Annotated in this window: 16 protein-coding genes; 9 read left to right on the top strand and 7 right to left on the bottom strand. The window is 69.5% G+C overall.

The window, feature by feature from the left end; genetic code table 11:
- Nucleotides 1-41 precede the first annotated feature (41 nt).
- Together AC07A4_RS41370 and AC07A4_RS41365 are read right to left on the bottom strand one after the other, a co-directional pair.
- Nucleotides 42-995 carry an SUMF1/EgtB/PvdO family nonheme iron enzyme gene (locus AC07A4_RS41370; RefSeq protein WP_478609800.1) on the bottom strand — a complete coding sequence of 318 codons (954 nt, stop codon included), beginning with the start codon at nucleotides 993-995 and terminating at the stop codon, nucleotides 42-44.
- Nucleotides 996-1,049: 54 nt separating this feature from the next.
- Complete coding sequence (locus AC07A4_RS41365; protein WP_478609798.1) at nucleotides 1,050-1,832, bottom strand: aminotransferase class IV family protein; 783 nt, start codon at nucleotides 1,830-1,832, stop codon at nucleotides 1,050-1,052.
- 157 nt (nucleotides 1,833-1,989) lie between these two features.
- Here AC07A4_RS41365 and AC07A4_RS41360 point away from each other — a divergent pair, with 157 nt between their 5' ends.
- Nucleotides 1,990-2,541 carry a hypothetical protein gene (locus AC07A4_RS41360; RefSeq protein WP_478609795.1) on the top strand — a complete coding sequence of 184 codons (552 nt, stop codon included), beginning with the start codon at nucleotides 1,990-1,992 and terminating at the stop codon, nucleotides 2,539-2,541.
- Nucleotides 2,542-2,912: 371 nt separating this feature from the next.
- Here the strand turns inward: AC07A4_RS41360 and AC07A4_RS41355 are convergent, their stop codons facing one another.
- The gene (locus tag AC07A4_RS41355) at nucleotides 2,913-4,112 is read right to left on the bottom strand and encodes a hypothetical protein (RefSeq protein WP_478609792.1); all 1,200 of its coding nucleotides are present in this window, start codon (nucleotides 4,110-4,112) and stop codon (nucleotides 2,913-2,915) included.
- A gap of 474 nt (nucleotides 4,113-4,586) precedes the next feature.
- Nucleotides 4,587-5,318 (bottom strand): hypothetical protein, encoded by a 732-nt coding sequence (locus AC07A4_RS41350; protein WP_478609790.1) that lies wholly within the window; start codon nucleotides 5,316-5,318, stop codon nucleotides 4,587-4,589.
- 345 nt (nucleotides 5,319-5,663) lie between these two features.
- Between AC07A4_RS41350 and AC07A4_RS41345 the strand changes: the two genes are divergently transcribed.
- The 5 genes from AC07A4_RS41345 (at nucleotide 5,664) to AC07A4_RS41325 (ending at nucleotide 13,641) form a co-directional block, all read left to right on the top strand.
- A complete protein-coding gene (locus AC07A4_RS41345) occupies nucleotides 5,664-5,972 on the top strand; it encodes a hypothetical protein (RefSeq protein WP_478609788.1) in 309 nt (102 codons plus the stop codon).
- A gap of 210 nt (nucleotides 5,973-6,182) precedes the next feature.
- Nucleotides 6,183-11,105, top strand: coding sequence for a hypothetical protein (locus AC07A4_RS41340; RefSeq protein WP_478609785.1), 4,923 nt, complete (start codon nucleotides 6,183-6,185; stop codon nucleotides 11,103-11,105).
- Nucleotides 11,105-11,848, top strand: coding sequence for a helix-turn-helix domain-containing protein (locus AC07A4_RS41335; protein ID WP_478609782.1), 744 nt, complete (start codon nucleotides 11,105-11,107; stop codon nucleotides 11,846-11,848). Before AC07A4_RS41340 ends, AC07A4_RS41335 begins: the two co-directional genes overlap by 1 nt.
- Before the next feature lie 307 nt (nucleotides 11,849-12,155).
- The gene (locus AC07A4_RS41330; RefSeq protein WP_478609779.1) at nucleotides 12,156-12,491 is read left to right on the top strand and encodes a hypothetical protein; all 336 of its coding nucleotides are present in this window, start codon (nucleotides 12,156-12,158) and stop codon (nucleotides 12,489-12,491) included.
- Nucleotides 12,492-12,609: 118 nt separating this feature from the next.
- Nucleotides 12,610-13,641, top strand: coding sequence for a DUF6292 family protein (locus AC07A4_RS41325; protein ID WP_478609776.1), 1,032 nt, complete (start codon nucleotides 12,610-12,612; stop codon nucleotides 13,639-13,641).
- 24 nt (nucleotides 13,642-13,665) lie between these two features.
- On the opposite strand, the gene AC07A4_RS41320 is transcribed toward AC07A4_RS41325, so the two are convergent.
- Nucleotides 13,666-14,064 carry a PIN domain-containing protein gene (locus AC07A4_RS41320; protein ID WP_478609773.1) on the bottom strand — a complete coding sequence of 133 codons (399 nt, stop codon included), beginning with the start codon at nucleotides 14,062-14,064 and terminating at the stop codon, nucleotides 13,666-13,668.
- Nucleotides 14,064-14,330 carry a hypothetical protein gene (locus AC07A4_RS41315; protein WP_478609770.1) on the bottom strand — a complete coding sequence of 89 codons (267 nt, stop codon included), beginning with the start codon at nucleotides 14,328-14,330 and terminating at the stop codon, nucleotides 14,064-14,066. Before AC07A4_RS41315 ends, AC07A4_RS41320 begins: the two co-directional genes overlap by 1 nt.
- 528 nt (nucleotides 14,331-14,858) lie before the next feature.
- On the opposite strand from AC07A4_RS41315, the gene AC07A4_RS41310 reads away from it, so the two are divergent.
- The 3 genes from AC07A4_RS41310 (at nucleotide 14,859) to AC07A4_RS41300 (ending at nucleotide 16,353) form a co-directional block, all read left to right on the top strand.
- A complete protein-coding gene (locus AC07A4_RS41310) occupies nucleotides 14,859-15,254 on the top strand; it encodes a hypothetical protein (RefSeq protein ID WP_478609767.1) in 396 nt (131 codons plus the stop codon).
- Nucleotides 15,255-15,503: 249 nt separating this feature from the next.
- Complete coding sequence (locus AC07A4_RS41305) at nucleotides 15,504-15,908, top strand: DUF3846 domain-containing protein (protein WP_478609764.1); 405 nt, start codon at nucleotides 15,504-15,506, stop codon at nucleotides 15,906-15,908.
- 100 nt (nucleotides 15,909-16,008) lie between these two features.
- Entirely contained in the window at nucleotides 16,009-16,353 is a 345-nt protein-coding gene (locus tag AC07A4_RS41300) for a hypothetical protein (RefSeq protein WP_478609761.1), read from the top strand.
- Nucleotides 16,354-16,692: 339 nt separating this feature from the next.
- On the opposite strand, the gene AC07A4_RS41295 is transcribed toward AC07A4_RS41300, so the two are convergent.
- Nucleotides 16,693-16,988: hypothetical protein (locus AC07A4_RS41295; protein ID WP_478609758.1), on the bottom strand; the 296-nt coding region annotated here is incomplete at its 5' end.

Genomic DNA, 16,988 nt, shown 5'->3' with positions numbered 1-16,988 from the left:
TGCGGTACCGGATCATCGGTGCCGCACCTTCAATATCTCTTCTAGCGTGCCCCGTCGCCCCCGCCAGGGGATGAGTCCGAAGCAGCGTCCGCAACGCACCGGAACCCCGTGTCGTCGTCGAGCATCTCGGCATCGGCATCGTTGTAGGTGGACGGTGCGCACCGGAAGAACGGGGACGTGAACGCGGACCCCTTGAGCTCGTAGCGCCCCGGAACCGTCTCGGTGCTGAGCCATTCCCAGGCATTGCCGCACAGGTCGTAAACGCCGTACGGGCTCACTCCACTGTGGTAGCGGCTGACCGGTGTGGTGCTGCCGATCCTGCTCTCGCGCACGTTGCACTTCGCGGCCGTGCGCTGGTTGCCCCACGGGTAGACGTCGCCTGCGGTGCCGCGGGCGGCCTTCTCCCATTCGTGGGTGGTCGGGAGCCGCTTGCCCGCCCACGCGGCGTAGGCGTGGGCGTCGCTCCAGGTCACCCACACCACGGGGTGGTCGTAGAGGCTCCGGGGGCACCGCTTGCCCTCCCAGTGCCGCGGAGCGGCGTGGGCTGTTGCCGCGCAGAATCGGGCGTAGTCGGCGTTGGTGACCGGTACCACGTCCATCAGGAACGCGTCGACCCAGACGGGCTCGTTGGCGCTGCCGCTGAGGTAGATCCCCTCCGGGACCGAGGTCATCAGTTTGCCGTCGGCCGAGTGTCGTACGGGTTCGGTGGCCAGGACCGGGGCCGCCACCGCTTCCGTGACGGTGGTCGTCCTGCCGCCTTCTCCTTCCAGGAGGCCGATGAAGCGTCCGTGGACGTCGGCGGCAGCGTTCGCGAGCATCCGGTCCAGGCACGCCTGGTTGATCATCCTGGGTTGAATCTCGGTTCCCGCTGCCTCCCAGTTGGAGATCATGCGGTCGCTCACGCCGATGAGCTCGGCGAAGTCGACAAGGGTGAGCCGCATTGCGGCGCGCAGGGCCTTGACTTCGCGTCCCGTCCATAACGTCACCAGCGGCATGCGGCTCCCCTTTCCTCTCCCGTCTTAGTGATCAACTCCTGCCTGCGGCTGCGGTTACAGCTCCTCGCCGGGGATCTCGGCGTACAGCTGCCGCAGCTTGCCGAGCACGGGGTGGTCCGCGTCGAACTCGACGTCGTCGACCGCCGTGATCGTGCGCACGCCGATGCTCGTGTTGGTGGCAAACGCGGCACGCATCCCGGTGAGGCCGCTCACGGTGACCGGGGCGGTGACGCTCTGGTCGTGAACGTCCTCCAGGAGTGCCTTGGTCACACCGGGCAAGACCTCGGCGTCAGGCCAGATCACCGTTCCCGTGTGGTCGACGAAGGCGAGGTTCCATGTGCCACCCTCCGAGATGCGGCCGTCGGGCTCGGTGAACGCCGCGTCGTCGAAGCCGGCGAGCTGTGCTTCCCGCCTCAGCCGCAGCTGGGAGAAGAGGCCGATGTGCTTCACCGCGGGAGTGTCGCGGGTGAACTGAAACGTCTTGACCTTCAGCGGGGGAGCGGGCATGGGTCCTGCGGGGCGGGTGGTGACCAGGACCTGCGGCTGACCTGCGTCCCCGGGGTGCCCCATGTCGAGGTCAGGGTCGAAGACCGTCACCCGGGTGACGAAGGCGCCGGGACGCCCTGCGACTGCCTGCCGTACCAGGGACCTCACCCGTTCACGGTCCAGCTCGGCTCCGAAGACGGTGCGCGCATCCCGCTCCAGGCGGTCGAGGTGGAGGGAGAGGCCCCGCACCTTGTGGTCGTCCACGCGCATGCTGGTGAAGTGTCCGTAGTTGGTAAGAGCAAGATTCTTCAGGGCTTCGGGGGTCACGGGTACGCCGTTGAGTTCAGCCATGGCGCCAGTCTTCCACTCCGCGGCATGCCTCAACGGCCAGGTCAGGCAAGAAAGTTCGGTCAAACTTCGGTGCTGCGCCGGTGCCACTGCATTCCGCCGCGAGGCTCTCAGCGGAAGGGTGAAGCTCACCATCTCACCCGTCTCACTCGGACACGACATGCCGCCCTCACACCTCCCTGAACTGCCCGACTGGCTATACGACGGAGCCCGCGTCTTCGATCACCGGCTGGAACGCTGGGGCGAAGTCGTGGGACTCAACTATCCGCACGAAACCCGCCAGATGTCCCGGACCTGGCTGCGCCCCCTGGGGGGCGGCTTCGAGTGGAACCCCGAAATCAGGGACCTGTCCGAGAAGCCATCACCAGCCCAGCTCACCAAACGCAGCGTCACGGAGACCCCCATGCACCGGCTTCCCACCTTGGCCACCAGCGACTACACCCAGGAGGAGCGCGCCGAGTTCCGTGCGCTCATGGATGACGCCGCGGCGCAGTGGTTCGCCCTCGTCAAGTCGAGTGCCCCTGATGGCGTCTGGGAGCCGACGGAGTCGACCTTGCTGAAGCAGCTGGAGGAAGCCGACCGGCTGATGGACACGCTGTACCACTCACTGGGCACGCTCCGAAAAGGCATCAACAAGATCGACTCCTCAGCCCGCAGGCGATACCTCGACCGCGCCGTACCCGACCGCGGCGCGGCCGCAGTCCTTGAGTAGGCCTCCCAGCTGCTCTCGGCTTGCTCACCGTGCCAAGCAGGCCGAGAGCACCCCGGCAGAAGGCCGGTCCACCCCGCACGCGATCGGCCTTCTGCCACACCCCGAGCGACCCCCCGGCTCCGTGTCTGCCCAACACCACGACCAGGAGCCGGGGGGTCTCTCTGTGTCTCCGCTCGACTCCTGCTCAGCTCGAGTCTGAAGCTTCTATAGATCGTCAAGCTCAGGCTGGGTGTGTTCGGGCGCCCGCCTCAGCGACGCTCCATCTGCACGCCGCCCGGAGGAAGCTCGATGGAGCCGAGTCCTGCCCTTCCATCAACACGAGGGTCCCGCCGCACGCGCGACGGGGCCCTCGGCGTCGTCGGACGAGGACGCTACGCCTCGGCCTGCGGCTGCCGGTCCCACAGATGCACGGTGCTGCCGGTGCGGAGCGGCGCACCCTGCGGGCCCTTGATGTGCCCGGGAACGATGCGGTCCTCGTGCTGGCAGTCCCCGGCCGCGTGTCCGCCGGGGTTGAGGCAGGTTGACCGGCGGTACGGGCGCACCGGCCACCGGCAGGACCACGACGGTTCCCGGCGGCCGGTGCTCGCTGCGGCGTCGGCGTCGGCCGCCTCTCGGGGCGGCCGTTGGGTCGTGTGGACGTTGACGACGCGGACGGTCGACAGTCCCGTGATGCCCTGCCGGGTGTCCCGCTTCCTGCCGGACCGCTCCCGGGGGATCTCCTCCACCTCTGCCCACCGGGTGCCGCCCGCAGCCGTCATGAGCTGCCACGCGGTGTAGAGGGTGTGCGTCCATACGTCGGTGGTGTCGGGCCGGGCCGGGGCGAACTCGGCCCCCTCGATGAGCAACACTTCGTTGTCCCAGTTGAGCGGCCCACCGGGGACACTGTGGCGCTGCGCCTCGACCATCCCGGCCGTCATGACTGACCCGTCCCGCATCGTGCCGAGCACGGTCTCCGGAGGCAGGCCAGAGAACAGGTTCCGGGGACTGTAGTAGGTCACCCAGATACCCCGGGTGCCGGGCGGAATCGCGGCGTACCCGTCGCGGGTGGCGTGGCCCCAGGTCACCGGGGCGCCCTCGACGTTCACGTCCTCCGGTGTCCACGCGGTCCACGACACAGCCACGATCGGTGTCGTGACCTTGGCATCCACCCCGGGCCGGGCGGCGAGGGTGTCCGCCAGGGCGGCCCCGACGTCTTCGACGTAACCGCCGATGGGTTCACCGAATACGATCAGCCCGGATTCCGCTGGCAGGCGGTCGATGCTCACCCGCTCCCGGGGTGGGGTGGCGGCGGCGGCCAGGGCCAGGGCCGTCATGTCCGCCGTGGCGTAGTACAACTCGGCCTGTTCGAGCCGGGCGCGCTCGGCCTTGTTTAGCAGGATCGCGGCGAGGGTGTCGGCCGCAATCGGCGCGTTGCGCATGGTGGGCACGATGGAACAGCGGCCCGCGCGGATCGCCTCGCGCATGGTGATGTTGGACGGGTTCGACGCGGTGAAGTCGACGAGCTGTGCGCGCCACTCCGGCAGTTCTCGGGGGTCCGGTGGCACCCATCGGGTGGGGGCGGCTTGTGTCATGGGTGGTGTCTTCCTGGTCTGTGATGATGGAGGCGGCGGGCCGCCCCTACTACCGGTGGGGGCGGCCTGTCGTCCTGTCGGCACCGTAGTGCCGTGGGGTGTCAGCGGGTGCGTTTGTCGGACAGGCCGGTGCACTCGGGGTAGGGCACCCATCGGCAGCTCGGGGCGCGTCCGTCGCACCGGGGGCATACGGCCGTGGTGGACGTCAGGGGCAGGCCGTACCCCCACATGAGAAGCCGTCCCGCAACTCCGGCACAGAGCTCCAGACATGCAGCGAGGCCCGCACCCACTTGTGTGGTGCGGGCCTCGCGTGGCATGTGCGCACGTTGAAAGCCATGGAGACCGGACGCGCTCACACGTCCGGTCTCCATGGCTTTCTGCGGATCGTCTTGCTCTCCGGGGCCTCCGTCGATCCCCCACAAGAGTGACAGCCGAGCCCTCGCGGAGAAGCGGGACAGCAGATAAACGACAAGCTCAGACCCCGTCGATGCGCAGCTCGTCGATGCGGCGCAGGACCGCGCCAGCAGCCGTGCGGGTCCGCGCGCTTCCTCCTTCGGTGAGCAGTTCGACGAGCTGCTCACCGAGCCACACGATCCGTGCTGGCTCGTCCTGGACCTGGTGCCACAGCGCGTAGGCGCGCTGGACAGCCTCCGCGATGCACTCGGTGCTGCCCAGGTCCTGCCACCCGCGGGCGGCCTCGATGTAGAGCTCGCACCCGACTCCCGCCATGCCGCAGGCGTAGGCGGCATGGGCACGCAGCTCCAGGGCGCGCAGCCTGAGGGGGTGCACGAGTCCGTACTCGTCGGCCAGGTCGTCGGCGAGGCGCCGCGCCAGCTTCATCGCGATGTGCTCGCGCCCGCCGGCTACCGCAGCGCTGATCTCGTCGACGGCGGCCGCCAGCTCGGGCGGGACATCGAGGGCATCAGGGTCGTCGGCCAGGACGCGGGCCTCATCCGGCTCCAGCACGGCACCGTCCGGGCCGACCACGAAGTGCCAGAGGCGGCCGTCCGGCTCCGTGGCCTCGACACGTACGGGGCGCCTGCTCTGCCGGGCGATGTGCCCGACGTGGCGAAGAGCGGCAGCACGCGCGCCGTCGAGGGTGCCGTCGACGGCACGGGCCACCTCGTTGCCGTTGACCCAGCTGCGCCCGTCCTCGGCGAGCGCGATGGCCATCACCTGCGCGCCCATGCCCGCACCCCCTGCCACGTCGTTAACCGTTCGGCGACTGTCGTTCTCACCCATCACACCATGTCAGCCTGTCCTACGGCCCGGAGCCCTTCGCCGCCGCAATGCGAGTTGCCAGCACGTGATTTGGCGAAGCCGTACCGAAGTGCCGCCCTGCGGGACCCGCCTGACACTCCGCCCGGGGGAGGGCCCCGCCGGGCGGGAAGCTGTGTCGCAGGGGTCAGCGTGGCACGCGTGACAGGTGAGAATGGGTGACGCCAATTCAAACATCAATGGCGACACGCGGCGCGTGAGTCTCTATGATCTCCCCATCACCCGTTAGCCTTCAGGCTCAAGTCAGTAAAAGTTCATTGGGGGTCGGTTGGGATGAGTCAGCAGGAACAGGACGACGGATCTAAGGTCCGTGACACCTCGCGTGTCACCGCTGATCTTCCTTTGCTGGAGTACAACTTCCTGGAGGACGCGCGCGTGCTCAACGCCGCCTCCACCACGGACATCCTGCGCGCCGTGCTCCGTCTGCACGACGGTGACCCGAAGCTCCAGAAGCGCGTGGCCGAAGAGATCGCCAATATCCGCAAGGAGAAGCTGCAAGCTCGCGGGGCCCGCGGGCACAGCTGGCGACGTCGGCGCGGCCGCGCCAAGACGGACGACACCAGCGAGGGACTTGTGGCATGAGTCCTTAGACCGCACGCGGTCAGCCGTAGCGACGGGCCCGCAAAAAAGCGAGGCCCCCGGCACCACCCGGAGACCTCGCCAAAGCTGACCGCACACCAACGACGGGACGCCCTTACCAAGCGACTCGTCCGCCCACCTGTCACGTAAGGCTTGTGTTCGCCGGGTACCAACCGGCGGGTGCGTGTCTGCCCAACGTTTCGAAGGGTAGCAATGTCGGCCCCGTTCGCCGAGACCGCAGGGTCATACGACCGATTTGTTTCCGCTCTGACCGCTGCTGGATCACGGATCGCGACACAGCGACAGCACAAGGTCAAGGCGACCTGCCCCCACCACGACGATGCCGAGCCTTCACTGGCCGTCGACTACAAGCCTGCCGACCGCAAGACGGTCATCCACTGCCACGCCGGATGCGACCCGTACGACGTCGTCGCCGCTGTCGGCCTGGAGCTCTCCGACCTCTACGACGACCCGATGCCCGAGGACCGCAAGAGCCAGTGGCGCCGTCCCGTCCCACGTGCGCGGCGCGGGCGGAGCGTCAAGCCGGTACCTCAGAAGAAGGCCACCCAGAAGAAGGACCCCAAGGCGTCCTGCGCAGGACCGTACCGCGAGGCGGCCCGGTACGCGTACGTACACGCCGACGGTGTCCTGGCCGGACACAAGATCCGGCGCGAGTGCGCCGGGTGCGCGACCTGCCGCGCCGACGGCGCCAAGCCTGCGAAGCGGATCTCGTGGGAGCGCCCCGTCGAGGACAGCGACGCGATGGGCACCGAGCCGAAGATGCCGGACAACCCGCCGCTGTACCGCACGCCCGAGCTGGCCGCCGCGCCCAAGGGGTCCACGGTGTACCTGGGGGAGGGGGAGAAGGTCGTCGCGGCCGCCGAGTCGCTCGGCCTGCTCGCCACGACGAAGCCCGGCTCGGCCTCGACGCGCTGGAACCCCGCTCACACGCCGCTGCTCGCCGGGCAGCACCTCGTCATCCTCGCTGACCGCGACGAGCCCGGCCACAAAGCCGCCTGGGACGCGCGGGAGTCCCTGCTGGCCCATGCCGCCTCCGTCCGCGTTCTTCAGACCCCCCTGGAGGCCAAGGGCGCGGACCTGGTCGACCATCTCGCCGCAGGCCTCGCCCTGGAGGACCTGGTCGCCGTCCCCGAGCCCGACGACGCGCAGATCCTCACCCACCCCACCGCGGCCGACCCTGCCGTGCCGCTCGGCGAGGGCGAGCCGTTCCCCGGCGATGACGGACGGCCCAACAAGCGCGACGAGTACACCGTCCGGCACGGTGAAATCGTCCAGGTCACCCGCAGGAAAGTGCCCCAGGACGACGACGGGTACACGCTGTTCGAGACCAGCTTCACCACCGTCCTGGGCTGCGACGCGCGCATCGTGCGCATCGAGACCCGCGACCTGGGCGACGCCGACGCGCACCGCCCCGCCAGACCCTCCGCCCTCGACGCCGACGAGGACCAGGAGCTCGACGAGGTCATCGAGCAGCGCCCCACCACCGGCTACGTGCTGCGCCTGGTCCACCCCAAGCACCTCGACCAGCCTGTGCTCATGCGGGTCACGCGCAAGGCCTTCGACGACGGGTCATGGCTGCACGATCTGCCCTGGCCCGGTATCTACTTCAAGCGCACCCGCAACGCGCTCGCGCAGGTCGCCACCGCCATCGGCGAGGTGAGCACCGACGCCGAACGCGTCCCGGTCTACGCCGCGACCGGATGGCGTCGCACCCCGGCCGGACAGTGGATGTACGTACACGCCGGGGGCGGCATCACCGCGGCCGGGCACATGCCGCTGCGCACCCGGTTCCCCGGCCGCCTGTCCCTCATGGCCCTGCCCGCTCCCAGCGCCGATCCGGCCCGCATCCGCCAGGCCGCGCTGCACTCGCTCCAGATTCCCCAGTACACCCCCGAGTTCGCCACCGTGGCTCTGCTCGGCCTCGCCTTCCGCGCGCCCTACTACCGGTGCCCCAGCTCGATCTGTCTCACCGGCTTGCCCGGCTCCGGCAAGACCGGCATCGGCACCCTCGTCCTGCGGCACTACGCGCCCGAGCTGGACCGCAACGAGAGCCTGCTGTCGATCTCCGACACCGGCTCCACCCAGCTCGGTACGACCGAGGTCCTGTACCGGCTTAAGGACGCCCTGGTGATGGGCGACGACTCCGCGCCGGACCGGTCCGTGCGGGATGCCGCCGTACGCACCAGCCGCATGGGCCGCACCCAGTACAACGGCGAGGGCCGCGTCCGCCTCAAGCAGGTCGACGGCGAACTCGAACTCGACGACCAGCGCGGCCCGCGCGGCTCCCTCATCCAGACGTCCGAAGTGCTCGCCTCCACGGAGTCCGCGCAGCAGCGCATGCTGACGATCCAGATGAACCGCGCGGAGATCAACCTCGACGAGCTCGCCCGGATGTCCGACCCCGCATTCGCCCACGAGTGCGCGCTGCTCACCGCCTCCTACATCCGGTGGGTCGCGGCCGACTACGAGGCGCACTGCACCACCGTGCGCAGCCTCGCCAACGCCTACGCCTCCCAGCTGCGTCCCTACTGCGGTGACCGCCCCGCCGAGCACCTGGGACATTTCGCGACCGGCTGGCACATGCTGCTGCGCTATCTCACCGAAGTGGGCGCGATCACGGTGGAGGAGTCGGCACAGTGGTGGGAGCTCGCCTGGTCCGGACTGCTGGATGCCTGCGACCGCGAGCGGAACCTGTTGGAGAACCAGACGATGCACCGCAAGCTGCTCGGCTACTTGTCCACCGCGTTCGCCGGACGCCACGCCTACCTCACCGGCCCCGACGGCAAGTGTCCCGCCAACCACGACACCGCGCTCCGCTACGGCTGGAGCGTGAGCGACAACTCCGCTGAGGACCCGGCCAACCCCGGCCGTCCCGTGCTGCGCGCCGGGGGAGTACGGCTGGGGGTCGTCACCACCGTTACTCGCGAGGACGGCACACGCGAAGAGCGGCTGTGGCTGGACCACCAGCAGGCCACCAGCATCGCGCTGCGCATGGCCGCCGACCTCCAGGAGCCCTGGACGGTGACCGCGAACGTCCTGACCGAAGCGCTGCGCCAGGCCAAGGTCATCGAGGTGGAGTACGAGACGAGCAAGAACGGCCGGTGGGTCAAGGCACGCCGCCCGATGCCCGGCGGCCGCCGCCGGGTGTGGGACCTGCCCGCCGCCGCCCTCGACCTCGACGGAGACGAGGACGGCGGCCCCGGCCAGGGCGCGCGCCCCGGCCGCCCGCCCGCCCCTCCCACCCCGCAGGCCGACCCGCTCTTCGACCTGTCCGCGCTCGCCGCCGTCAACGTCCCTGCCCCGGACGAGACTTCCGCTCCTGCCCCGGAGCCGACGGAGGCCCCCGCGGGCGGCTCGCCGGCCTCGGCAGCTCCGCCCGCTCTCGTCATCGAGGCGGAGGCGCCCCCACTTCCCGACCCCACCGATCCAGCACCCCCTGAGGCACCCCCCGTCCCGGCCGACGCGGGCGCGCCCGCCCCCGGGCCGGAGACCCCGGCCGGTACAGACGAGGCCTCCCCGCTCGACGAGCCGCTCATCGACGAGCTGGGTGACGAGCACGGCGCCACCGCCACCGCCCCCGGCGACGAGGACCAGGACGAGGACCAGGACGAGGACGACGCCCCCGAGGCCAGCACGTCGCCATGGCGCGCGGCGGCCGCCGTCGCCCACACCGACGGCCTGTACCTGCCCGACGGCACCGTGCACCCGCTGCCGCCCCTCGACGAGCTGCACGCCGGGCACCTGGCCCAGTTCGTCGACACGCTCGGTCTGGGGCACGGCGGTGCCCACCGCGGGACGGGGGCCTCGAAGAAGTGGCGCCCGGACGACGGGCAGATCTACATCAGCGCCGACCTCACCGAAGCGCTCGGCCTGCCCGTGCCCGAGGACGGCCCGGCCGAGGAACGCCGTGCTTTCCTCGCCGAGCACGTCGACCACCCCTTCCTGGCCCGCGCGCGGGAAGACGGCTGGTCCGTGACCAAGTGGGGGTCGCCCACCCGTATCTGGCGCGAGCGCCCTGGCGACGTCCGCAACCTCAGCGCGCAGCTCGTGGTCATCCCGCACGTGGCGCTCATGACGCGGTTCCTGGAGGACGACCCCGCACCGTCCGAGCTCGCCCGCCGCTTGCAGCAGCTCGCCGACACCATCGGCATCACCTACCGCACCACCCCCGGCGTCACCGGCCACGACCTGCTGCGCGCCACACGCCCCAAGAAGGGACGCCGCGCCGCACCGCTGGAACCCGCGCAGATGCCCCCGGTCCTCATGGAACGGCGCAATCTGTACGTGGCCAAGGTGTGGGACCGTCAGCCCACCCAGGAGGAACTGAGCAAGCGCTTCGTGCTGCTCTTCGACGCGCGCGCCTCGTACCTGTCGGTGTGCAGCTCGCTGAGGGTAGGCCGGGGCAAGGTCGAACACCGCAAGGGCCCTGCCTTCGACCCGACAGTGCCCGGTCTGCATCTGGCTCGTGTGCCGAAGTGGGAGCAGTGGGGATGCTTCGACCCGTTCGGTCCACGCCGCGAAGACGGCAGCCCACGCCTCTACCAGACGCCCACCCTGGCCTACGCGACGAAGGACCTGGACGCCGACATCGAGATCCTGGAGTCGTGGGTGTGGCCCGACCACTACCGGATGCTGGAGCCCTGGTACCGGCAGCTCGCCATCGCCCGGAAGTCGCTGACGCCGGACACCGACGAGCTGGTCGCCGCGACGCTCAAGGACGTCTACACCAACTCCATCGGGCTGTTCAACAGCGATCATCTGCGGGCCCGGCCGGAGTACGGCACCGAGGACTCCGAGACGTTCCGGCCCGATGTGCAACAGGCCGTGCTGGCAGCGCAGCAGGCGAATCTGGCGCGCACCATTCTGCGGGTGGGGCAGGAGCACCACATGTGGCCGATCGCGGTGAAGACCGACATGCTCGCCTACGTCACCGACGACCCCGACTTCGCCACCGCCGTGCCCGGCCTGAAGATGGAGAAGGATCTGGGCAACTTCAAGCCCGAAGGCGCGGCCCTGGCCGAGGACATCTTCGCCCACCTGCGGCCCGGACGCCGGTGGTTCCCCACCGCCAGCGCGTTCACTCCGGCTGAGGACTGGAACGGAGGGGAGCTCTGATGGCGATCCGCAACCAGGCACAGGTCCTGTGGCAGGCGTGGATCGGCAAGCTGCCGCGCACCGTGCGCGAGCGCGTCGACCTCGTCGGCGTCGACGAGGCGGCCCGCATCGCCGGAGTGCAGCCGCGCACCATCAAGGACTGGCTGCGCCGCGAGGAACGCGAGACGCCCAAGAGCGTCGGCCAGGCCATCAAGGAGATGGGCGGCGTGGACCAGGCCGCGCGTGCCGCAGGCGTGAAGCCGCGCACCATCAAGGACTGGCTGCGCGGTGAGCGGCGCGGCCGCACCCCGGGCAAGCGGCAGGCCGCGCACATCGGCAAGCTCACCGACGCCGCGAAGGAGATGCACGTCGCTGCGCAGAAGCCACGCGGCAACCAGGCCAAGCTTGCCGCGGGCGTGGTTGCCTCACCGCAGGCCCGGCAGCAGGCGATGAGCTCCCGGCGCGCCGCCCGTATCTCCAACAGCGGCGCGCACCTGAGCATGTCGGCCAAGGTCGTGGTCGACACCGGCCGCCGTAAGGACGAACGCTGGCGCAGCATCAACATGAATTTCCGCGACGACGTGATGGCCGACCCCACCAACGCGTTCCTCAACGGGGACGATGCTGGAGCCATCAGCAAGCTCAACGGCGCCTTCGGAGATCACTACGCGCCTGGCACCGGGTGGCAGTTCGGAGAGATCCGGTCGTTCCAGATCGGCGAGTTCAACCCGTCCAAGGGCGGCGTCTTCCCGGACGAGTACTGACCTGCGGGCGTCCGTGGCTGCCGCCCGGTCGGGCGGCAGCCACGGACGCAAAAAGGCCGGTACCCTCAGTCCGCCGAAGCGGGTGGCACGGGTACCGGCCCACCGAAGCCAACCCCCTTGGGGGATGGTCCGCTCGCAGTCTACCGGTTTCTCCGTGCTCAGCCGTGCTCCCTGGCGAGGCCAGAGAAACCTCTTCCGCCTCCATGACTCATGCCCTATGCTGTTTTTTCGCTGCCGTGTGCACCCCGCCCACGGCGAGGCCTCCACACACCACGCCCCATCAGGACACCGAGCCCCGAGGAGCGTCATGGAACCGTCGAAGGAACTCGTCACACCCGCCGCCGTCGAACTCGCTGCCGACCACGCCCCCCAGACCGACGAACTCGCCTACCTCGCCCCGGCCGCAGCCGCCGCACTCGGCCTGCTGGCCGACGCCATCAAGCGCCACGGGGCCGACCACGAAGCCGTCGTGCGCACCCTCCAGGACGCCGGAGTACACGAGGCCTTCGCCGACGTCCTGAGCGCCGCCTCAACCGCCGTGATGGAGAGCCTGGCAGACCCCTACGACTTCGACGGCCGCCTCCACAGCGACAACCTCTACGCCGCTGCGAGCGAGGCCCGCCGCCTCTTCCACTGGCTCTGAAGCAGCGCGCCCCGTTGCCGGGCGTGACCAGATACCCATACTGTTTTCGCTCACGCTTTGCCCCGGCAGCGGCTCGACGGTCGGGCAGTTGCCCGCCCTCCCGGAAGGACCCGCCGCCATGATCCGCGCCGGACGCGAACAACACGTGCGCACACTCACCGAGGTGGCTGCGGCCGCGGGCGTGTCCGTGCGGACCTACCGCAACCAGAAGCGGCACAAGCGCGAGGGGCACCCCGAGCCGATCAGCTCGCCCAGCGCCCGCGTCCTGCTCTACGACGCCGAGCAGCTGGCCGCCTACGAGGCCGGCAAACCCATCCCCCCGCTGCCCGACACCGACTCTCCCGACGACCTCCTGGACCACCACGAGGCCGCCGAGCTCGTCGGCGTGGCCCCCCGCTCCTGGGAGGTCTACAAGACCGACCCCGCCCTCACCGAGCAGGCGGTGACGGTCAAGGGCGTCCTGCACCACCCCCGCCGGGCCATCACAGCCTGGATCGAGGACCGGCCCGGAATGGGGAGCGGCGGCGGCCGCCCCACCGGCACCGGTGACCTGATGCCCCGTGAGGAACTGCTCCCGCGCACCGCGCTGCTCCTCGACGCCCAAGCAGACATCACGGCCGAGCAGGCCGCCGACGAGCTCGGCGTCCACCCCGACACCGCGCAACGCGCCCTCACCACACTGCGAGCGCAGCGCGTGGGCGAACTCCTCGACCACCACCAGGACGTGACCGAGGAGCAGATCACCGAGGAGCTCGGATACCCGCCCCGCGTGGCCCGTACCGCTCTCGCCACGGCCCGCGCGCAGCACCGCAGCAAGGGCGACGCCCCGTACGTCCACACCGTCCTGGAAGCCCTGCGGGACGCCGATGTGCCCCTCACGGGCGCGCCCAGCATCCAGGTGCGCCCCGGGGCCATCAGCGCGGCCGTCATCGTCCTCGGCCCTGGGGCGAAGGCCGGGTCACTGGTCTGGGATGAGCGGTACGGGTGGCGCACCGACCCCGGCCGTGCCCACCTCGGCCGTGAACTCCAGCCCCCGGCAGGCCCCGGCATCCGCTACCTCTCACACGGCATCCGCCCGGCCGCCGACACCGTCGTCAACGTGCTGAACGACCGGCGCGCCGGAACCAAGAGGCCGCGAGCCGCGCACTGACGTACCACGGCTCGCCCGGATCTCCTACTGGCCCGGGTGCACTGCCTGAACTCCAGTGCCCTCGTACGTTTCCGGCGCCAGCGTGAGCAGGAAGCGTCCGCCTGGGTGCTCGTTGCTGGGCAGTGCGGCATGGACCGCGTGCGCCGCAGCCCAGGAGTGGCCGGCACGGCGCAGCCCCACCGCGGTCCGGGCCGCCGCGGCGTCGAACGGCTCGACCGTGACGAACCGCAAGGCCTCGACGTACCCCAGCAGGCCGGGGTGCTCAGCGTCGCCCTCCGCCAGGGAGAGCACCGGGGCGTAGAGGTTCCCCAGCCCGCCCGACGCCTGGACGTAGAAGGCCGCCACAGCGTCCGTGTAGGCCCCCTCAGGGACGTACAAAGCGGCCGCCGTCGTATGGTCCAGGACGACGGCGATAGCGGCCACTAGGCGGCCGCCTGCGGGCCCTGCGCACCCAGGCGCTCCAGCAGCCTGCGGGCCGCCGCCTCCGCCTCCTCACCCGGCTCCCTGCCCAGCGCTGAGGCAACCTCCGCGCGAGCCTGCACAACCCGCTGCGAGGCCTCCTCACGCGTGGGCTGGAGCTCCGCGAGCTCCTCGACCAGGCCGCGGATCGTGGTGCCGTGCTCCTGCGCCAACAGGGCGAGCCGGTCACGCGTCTCGGCACTCACCTTGATGCTCGTCTCGTCTGCCATACCTCGACTCTACTGCCGGTAGAGGACCCCCCGCAGGCGCAGCAGGGAGCAGCGAGAAACAGCAGTTCCTACCGGGGTGGCTGGGGTGGCACTGCCCCCTCCGCGCCAAGGTGGGCGCTCCGCGCCCACCGCGTGCCCCGAGCCGCTCCGCGCCCCGGGGACCGAGCGCTCCGCGCTCTCACGCAGGATCAGGCACCCGGGCAGGCGCTCCGCGCCCACCCGTGCGCTCCGCGCTGCCTGATCCTCGGCGTGCTGGCGCAGAGCGCCAGCACGCAGCGCGAGCGGGGGCAGTGCCACCCCAGCCACCCCGGTAGGCCAGTAGGCCACCCCACCAAACAGCCTGTGATCAGGTCTGATGCACCCCGGCACCCTCCCTGGCCTACTGGCCTACCGGTGCCGAAAAAATACCCCTCTAAAATCCGTGTTCTCCCACATGGAGTGATATATACCCTGTACTGTTTTCTTTGTCGGGGGCAGTGGCAGCCACCGGCACACCGAAACCAACCCACCCAGAGGGGAACCCCACCCATGGCTCTCAACCTTCGCGGCCTCGTCGGCTTCACCGTCCTGTGCACCGACGGCGTGCTCTGCGACACCTACGAGGACAGCACCACCGTCCTCAACCTCGACCAGCTGCTCGACGGGCCCCGCCCTTACGCCACGCTCCGCCTGGCCGACGGCCTCGAACTCCACCACCGCCCCGTCACCAGCGCCCCTGCGAACCCCCTCGCCAGCGCCCTGGCAGCCCACTTCGGCTTCAGCGGCATCACCGTCTGCGGCGCGGCCTACGCCACCGGCGAGAGCGGCGAGAGCGACGCTGCGCCCGGCATGACCGGCTCCGCCATCGAGACCCTCGACGCCGCGACCGTGAAGGTCTGCAAGGCCCTGGGTATCCCGCTGGAGCGTACGGCGCCTCAGCAGTGACCCCACGCCGGGGCGGCCGCTCTGCGACCGCCCCGGTAGGCCAGTAGGCCACCCCTCAAGCAAGGCTCTGAGCAGGCAGAACCTACCTCCATACCTGCTCTGGCCTACCGGCCTACCGGTCCCAGAAAAACACCCCTCAAAGACTCGCGCCCTTCCCCAGGGAATGACTCAAGCCCTGTACTGTTTTCTTCGTCGGAGGCAGTGGCAGCCACCGGCACACCGAAACCAACCCACCCAAAGGGGACAGATATGTTCAACTCGGCGAACCCGAACGCCCGTTACGCTCTCGCCGTCCAGACCGACGGCGCCTTCGAGGTCCTCGACTGGCCCACCGGCACCGGCGCCCACCTCCAGACCCTCTACGCCGCCATCGGCTGCCGCCTCGTCCAGCCCGTCGACCTCCCCGACCTGACCATGTGGGTCGACGAGGAAGGCATCCTCACCCGGCAGCCCGCCAACCCGGGCGCCACCAAGCTGGCCTCCAGCCTCCAGCCCGTCTACCAGGACTTCCACGGCACCGCCGTCTACACCGGGTCTCCCGACCACCACGGCACCACCCAGGGCCTCACCGAGGCTCGCACCCTCGCCCTCATCGAGCACTACCTCAAGGTCCTCGACGCCGAGATCCCCCACCAGCGCCCCGCCACCAACTGACGAACCGTCAGAGTGACGCCCTGCCCCCTCACTAAACAGTGGGGGCAGGGCCCCAAAAGGCACACATCTCAGATCCAGGAACCCCAAGAAGGTTGCTCCTGTGACACCTATCACCTGCGCAAGCTGCGGCGGCCTGACCACGTACCGAATTCAGTCAGACCGACTCTTCGAGTGCGCCACATGCCACGACATCCTGGACCCCCGGGATATCGACCTCGACAGTTGGAACATCTGGGTAGTCGACTCCGCCGGAAATCTGGGATTCGTCGAGAAACCGGAGAGCGCCGCCGCTCGAATCCACGAGTACCTGGACGACTACCTCAGCGAGCCCCTCGACTCAGAATTCGAAAGTGGCATTCTGAATTCTTTCGAGTGGGCTGCCGCTGATCTCATCGACGCAATGAACGCCGGACTCAGGATTCCCGGAATGGAGAACCACCGATGACCGGTTTCCGGTACACCTTCGGCGACGCCACTGCGGAGTGCCGATACCCCGTAACCCTCGCTGGCCAGCACATCGGTTACGTCTACCGGTGGCATGGCGCCTGGTACTCCGTACCTGCTGGGCAGTCGACAGAAACCCGATTTGGCAAGGGAAGCATCGGGAAAGCACTCGCCGCCGCATCTCTCGTCGCTATGGCCGACATCGGCCTACTGACCCCCCAAGCCACCACCCCTAAGGACGAGGGTCCAGAAATCTCCACCGGCCCGGTGCCTCTGCTGCACCCACGAATGCCCGCCACACCGCGCAACGTCGAAAGCGCGCGCAGAGCAATGGAAACCCTCAGGAAAAACCACTGGACGCCCCTCCACGGCTACCCGGGGTCAGATAATCCCTGGCTGATGCGTTGTGAATGCGGATGGCAAGGGCCGCGATACTGGTCACATCTGCGCGGGAGGAACGGAAATCCTCCATCCTCGCGCCGTCATCCTCGAAAGTAGAGTTTCGGGGGGCGCGCAATTTTTGCGCGCCCCCCGAATTATCATTACTGAAAAAGCAGGGGGGATTCTTCGAATTCCGCTTTAGCGGAATTCCCCGATGTGCACTCTGCGCGAAGCGCAGAGTTACCGCATAGCGGA

This window comes from Streptomyces sp. NPDC043996 (genome assembly GCF_056435225.1).
Note: the sequence above shows the minus strand (reverse complement) of the source record. Positions and strands in the feature narration are given on the sequence as shown.

Bases quoted from the DNA above. Each gene is read 5' to 3' on its own strand.
- AC07A4_RS41340 (WP_478609785.1), top strand. From the start codon at position 6,183: ATGTCGGCCCCGTTCGCCGAGACCGCAGGGTCATACGACCGATTTGTT.
- AC07A4_RS41330 (WP_478609779.1), top strand. From the start codon at position 12,156: ATGGAACCGTCGAAGGAACTCGTCACACCCGCCGCCGTCGAACTCGCT.
- AC07A4_RS41345 (WP_478609788.1), top strand. From the start codon at position 5,664: ATGAGTCAGCAGGAACAGGACGACGGATCTAAGGTCCGTGACACCTCG.
- AC07A4_RS41370 (WP_478609800.1), bottom strand. From the start codon at position 995: ATGCCGCTGGTGACGTTATGGACGGGACGCGAAGTCAAGGCCCTGCGC.
- AC07A4_RS41315 (WP_478609770.1), bottom strand. From the start codon at position 14,330: ATGGCAGACGAGACGAGCATCAAGGTGAGTGCCGAGACGCGTGACCGG.
- AC07A4_RS41325 (WP_478609776.1), top strand. From the start codon at position 12,610: ATGATCCGCGCCGGACGCGAACAACACGTGCGCACACTCACCGAGGTG.
- AC07A4_RS41310 (WP_478609767.1), top strand. From the start codon at position 14,859: ATGGCTCTCAACCTTCGCGGCCTCGTCGGCTTCACCGTCCTGTGCACC.
- AC07A4_RS41355 (WP_478609792.1), bottom strand. From the start codon at position 4,112: ATGACACAAGCCGCCCCCACCCGATGGGTGCCACCGGACCCCCGAGAA.
- AC07A4_RS41360 (WP_478609795.1), top strand. From the start codon at position 1,990: ATGCCGCCCTCACACCTCCCTGAACTGCCCGACTGGCTATACGACGGA.
- AC07A4_RS41305 (WP_478609764.1), top strand. From the start codon at position 15,504: ATGTTCAACTCGGCGAACCCGAACGCCCGTTACGCTCTCGCCGTCCAG.
- AC07A4_RS41335 (WP_478609782.1), top strand. From the start codon at position 11,105: ATGGCGATCCGCAACCAGGCACAGGTCCTGTGGCAGGCGTGGATCGGC.
- AC07A4_RS41365 (WP_478609798.1), bottom strand. From the start codon at position 1,832: ATGGCTGAACTCAACGGCGTACCCGTGACCCCCGAAGCCCTGAAGAAT.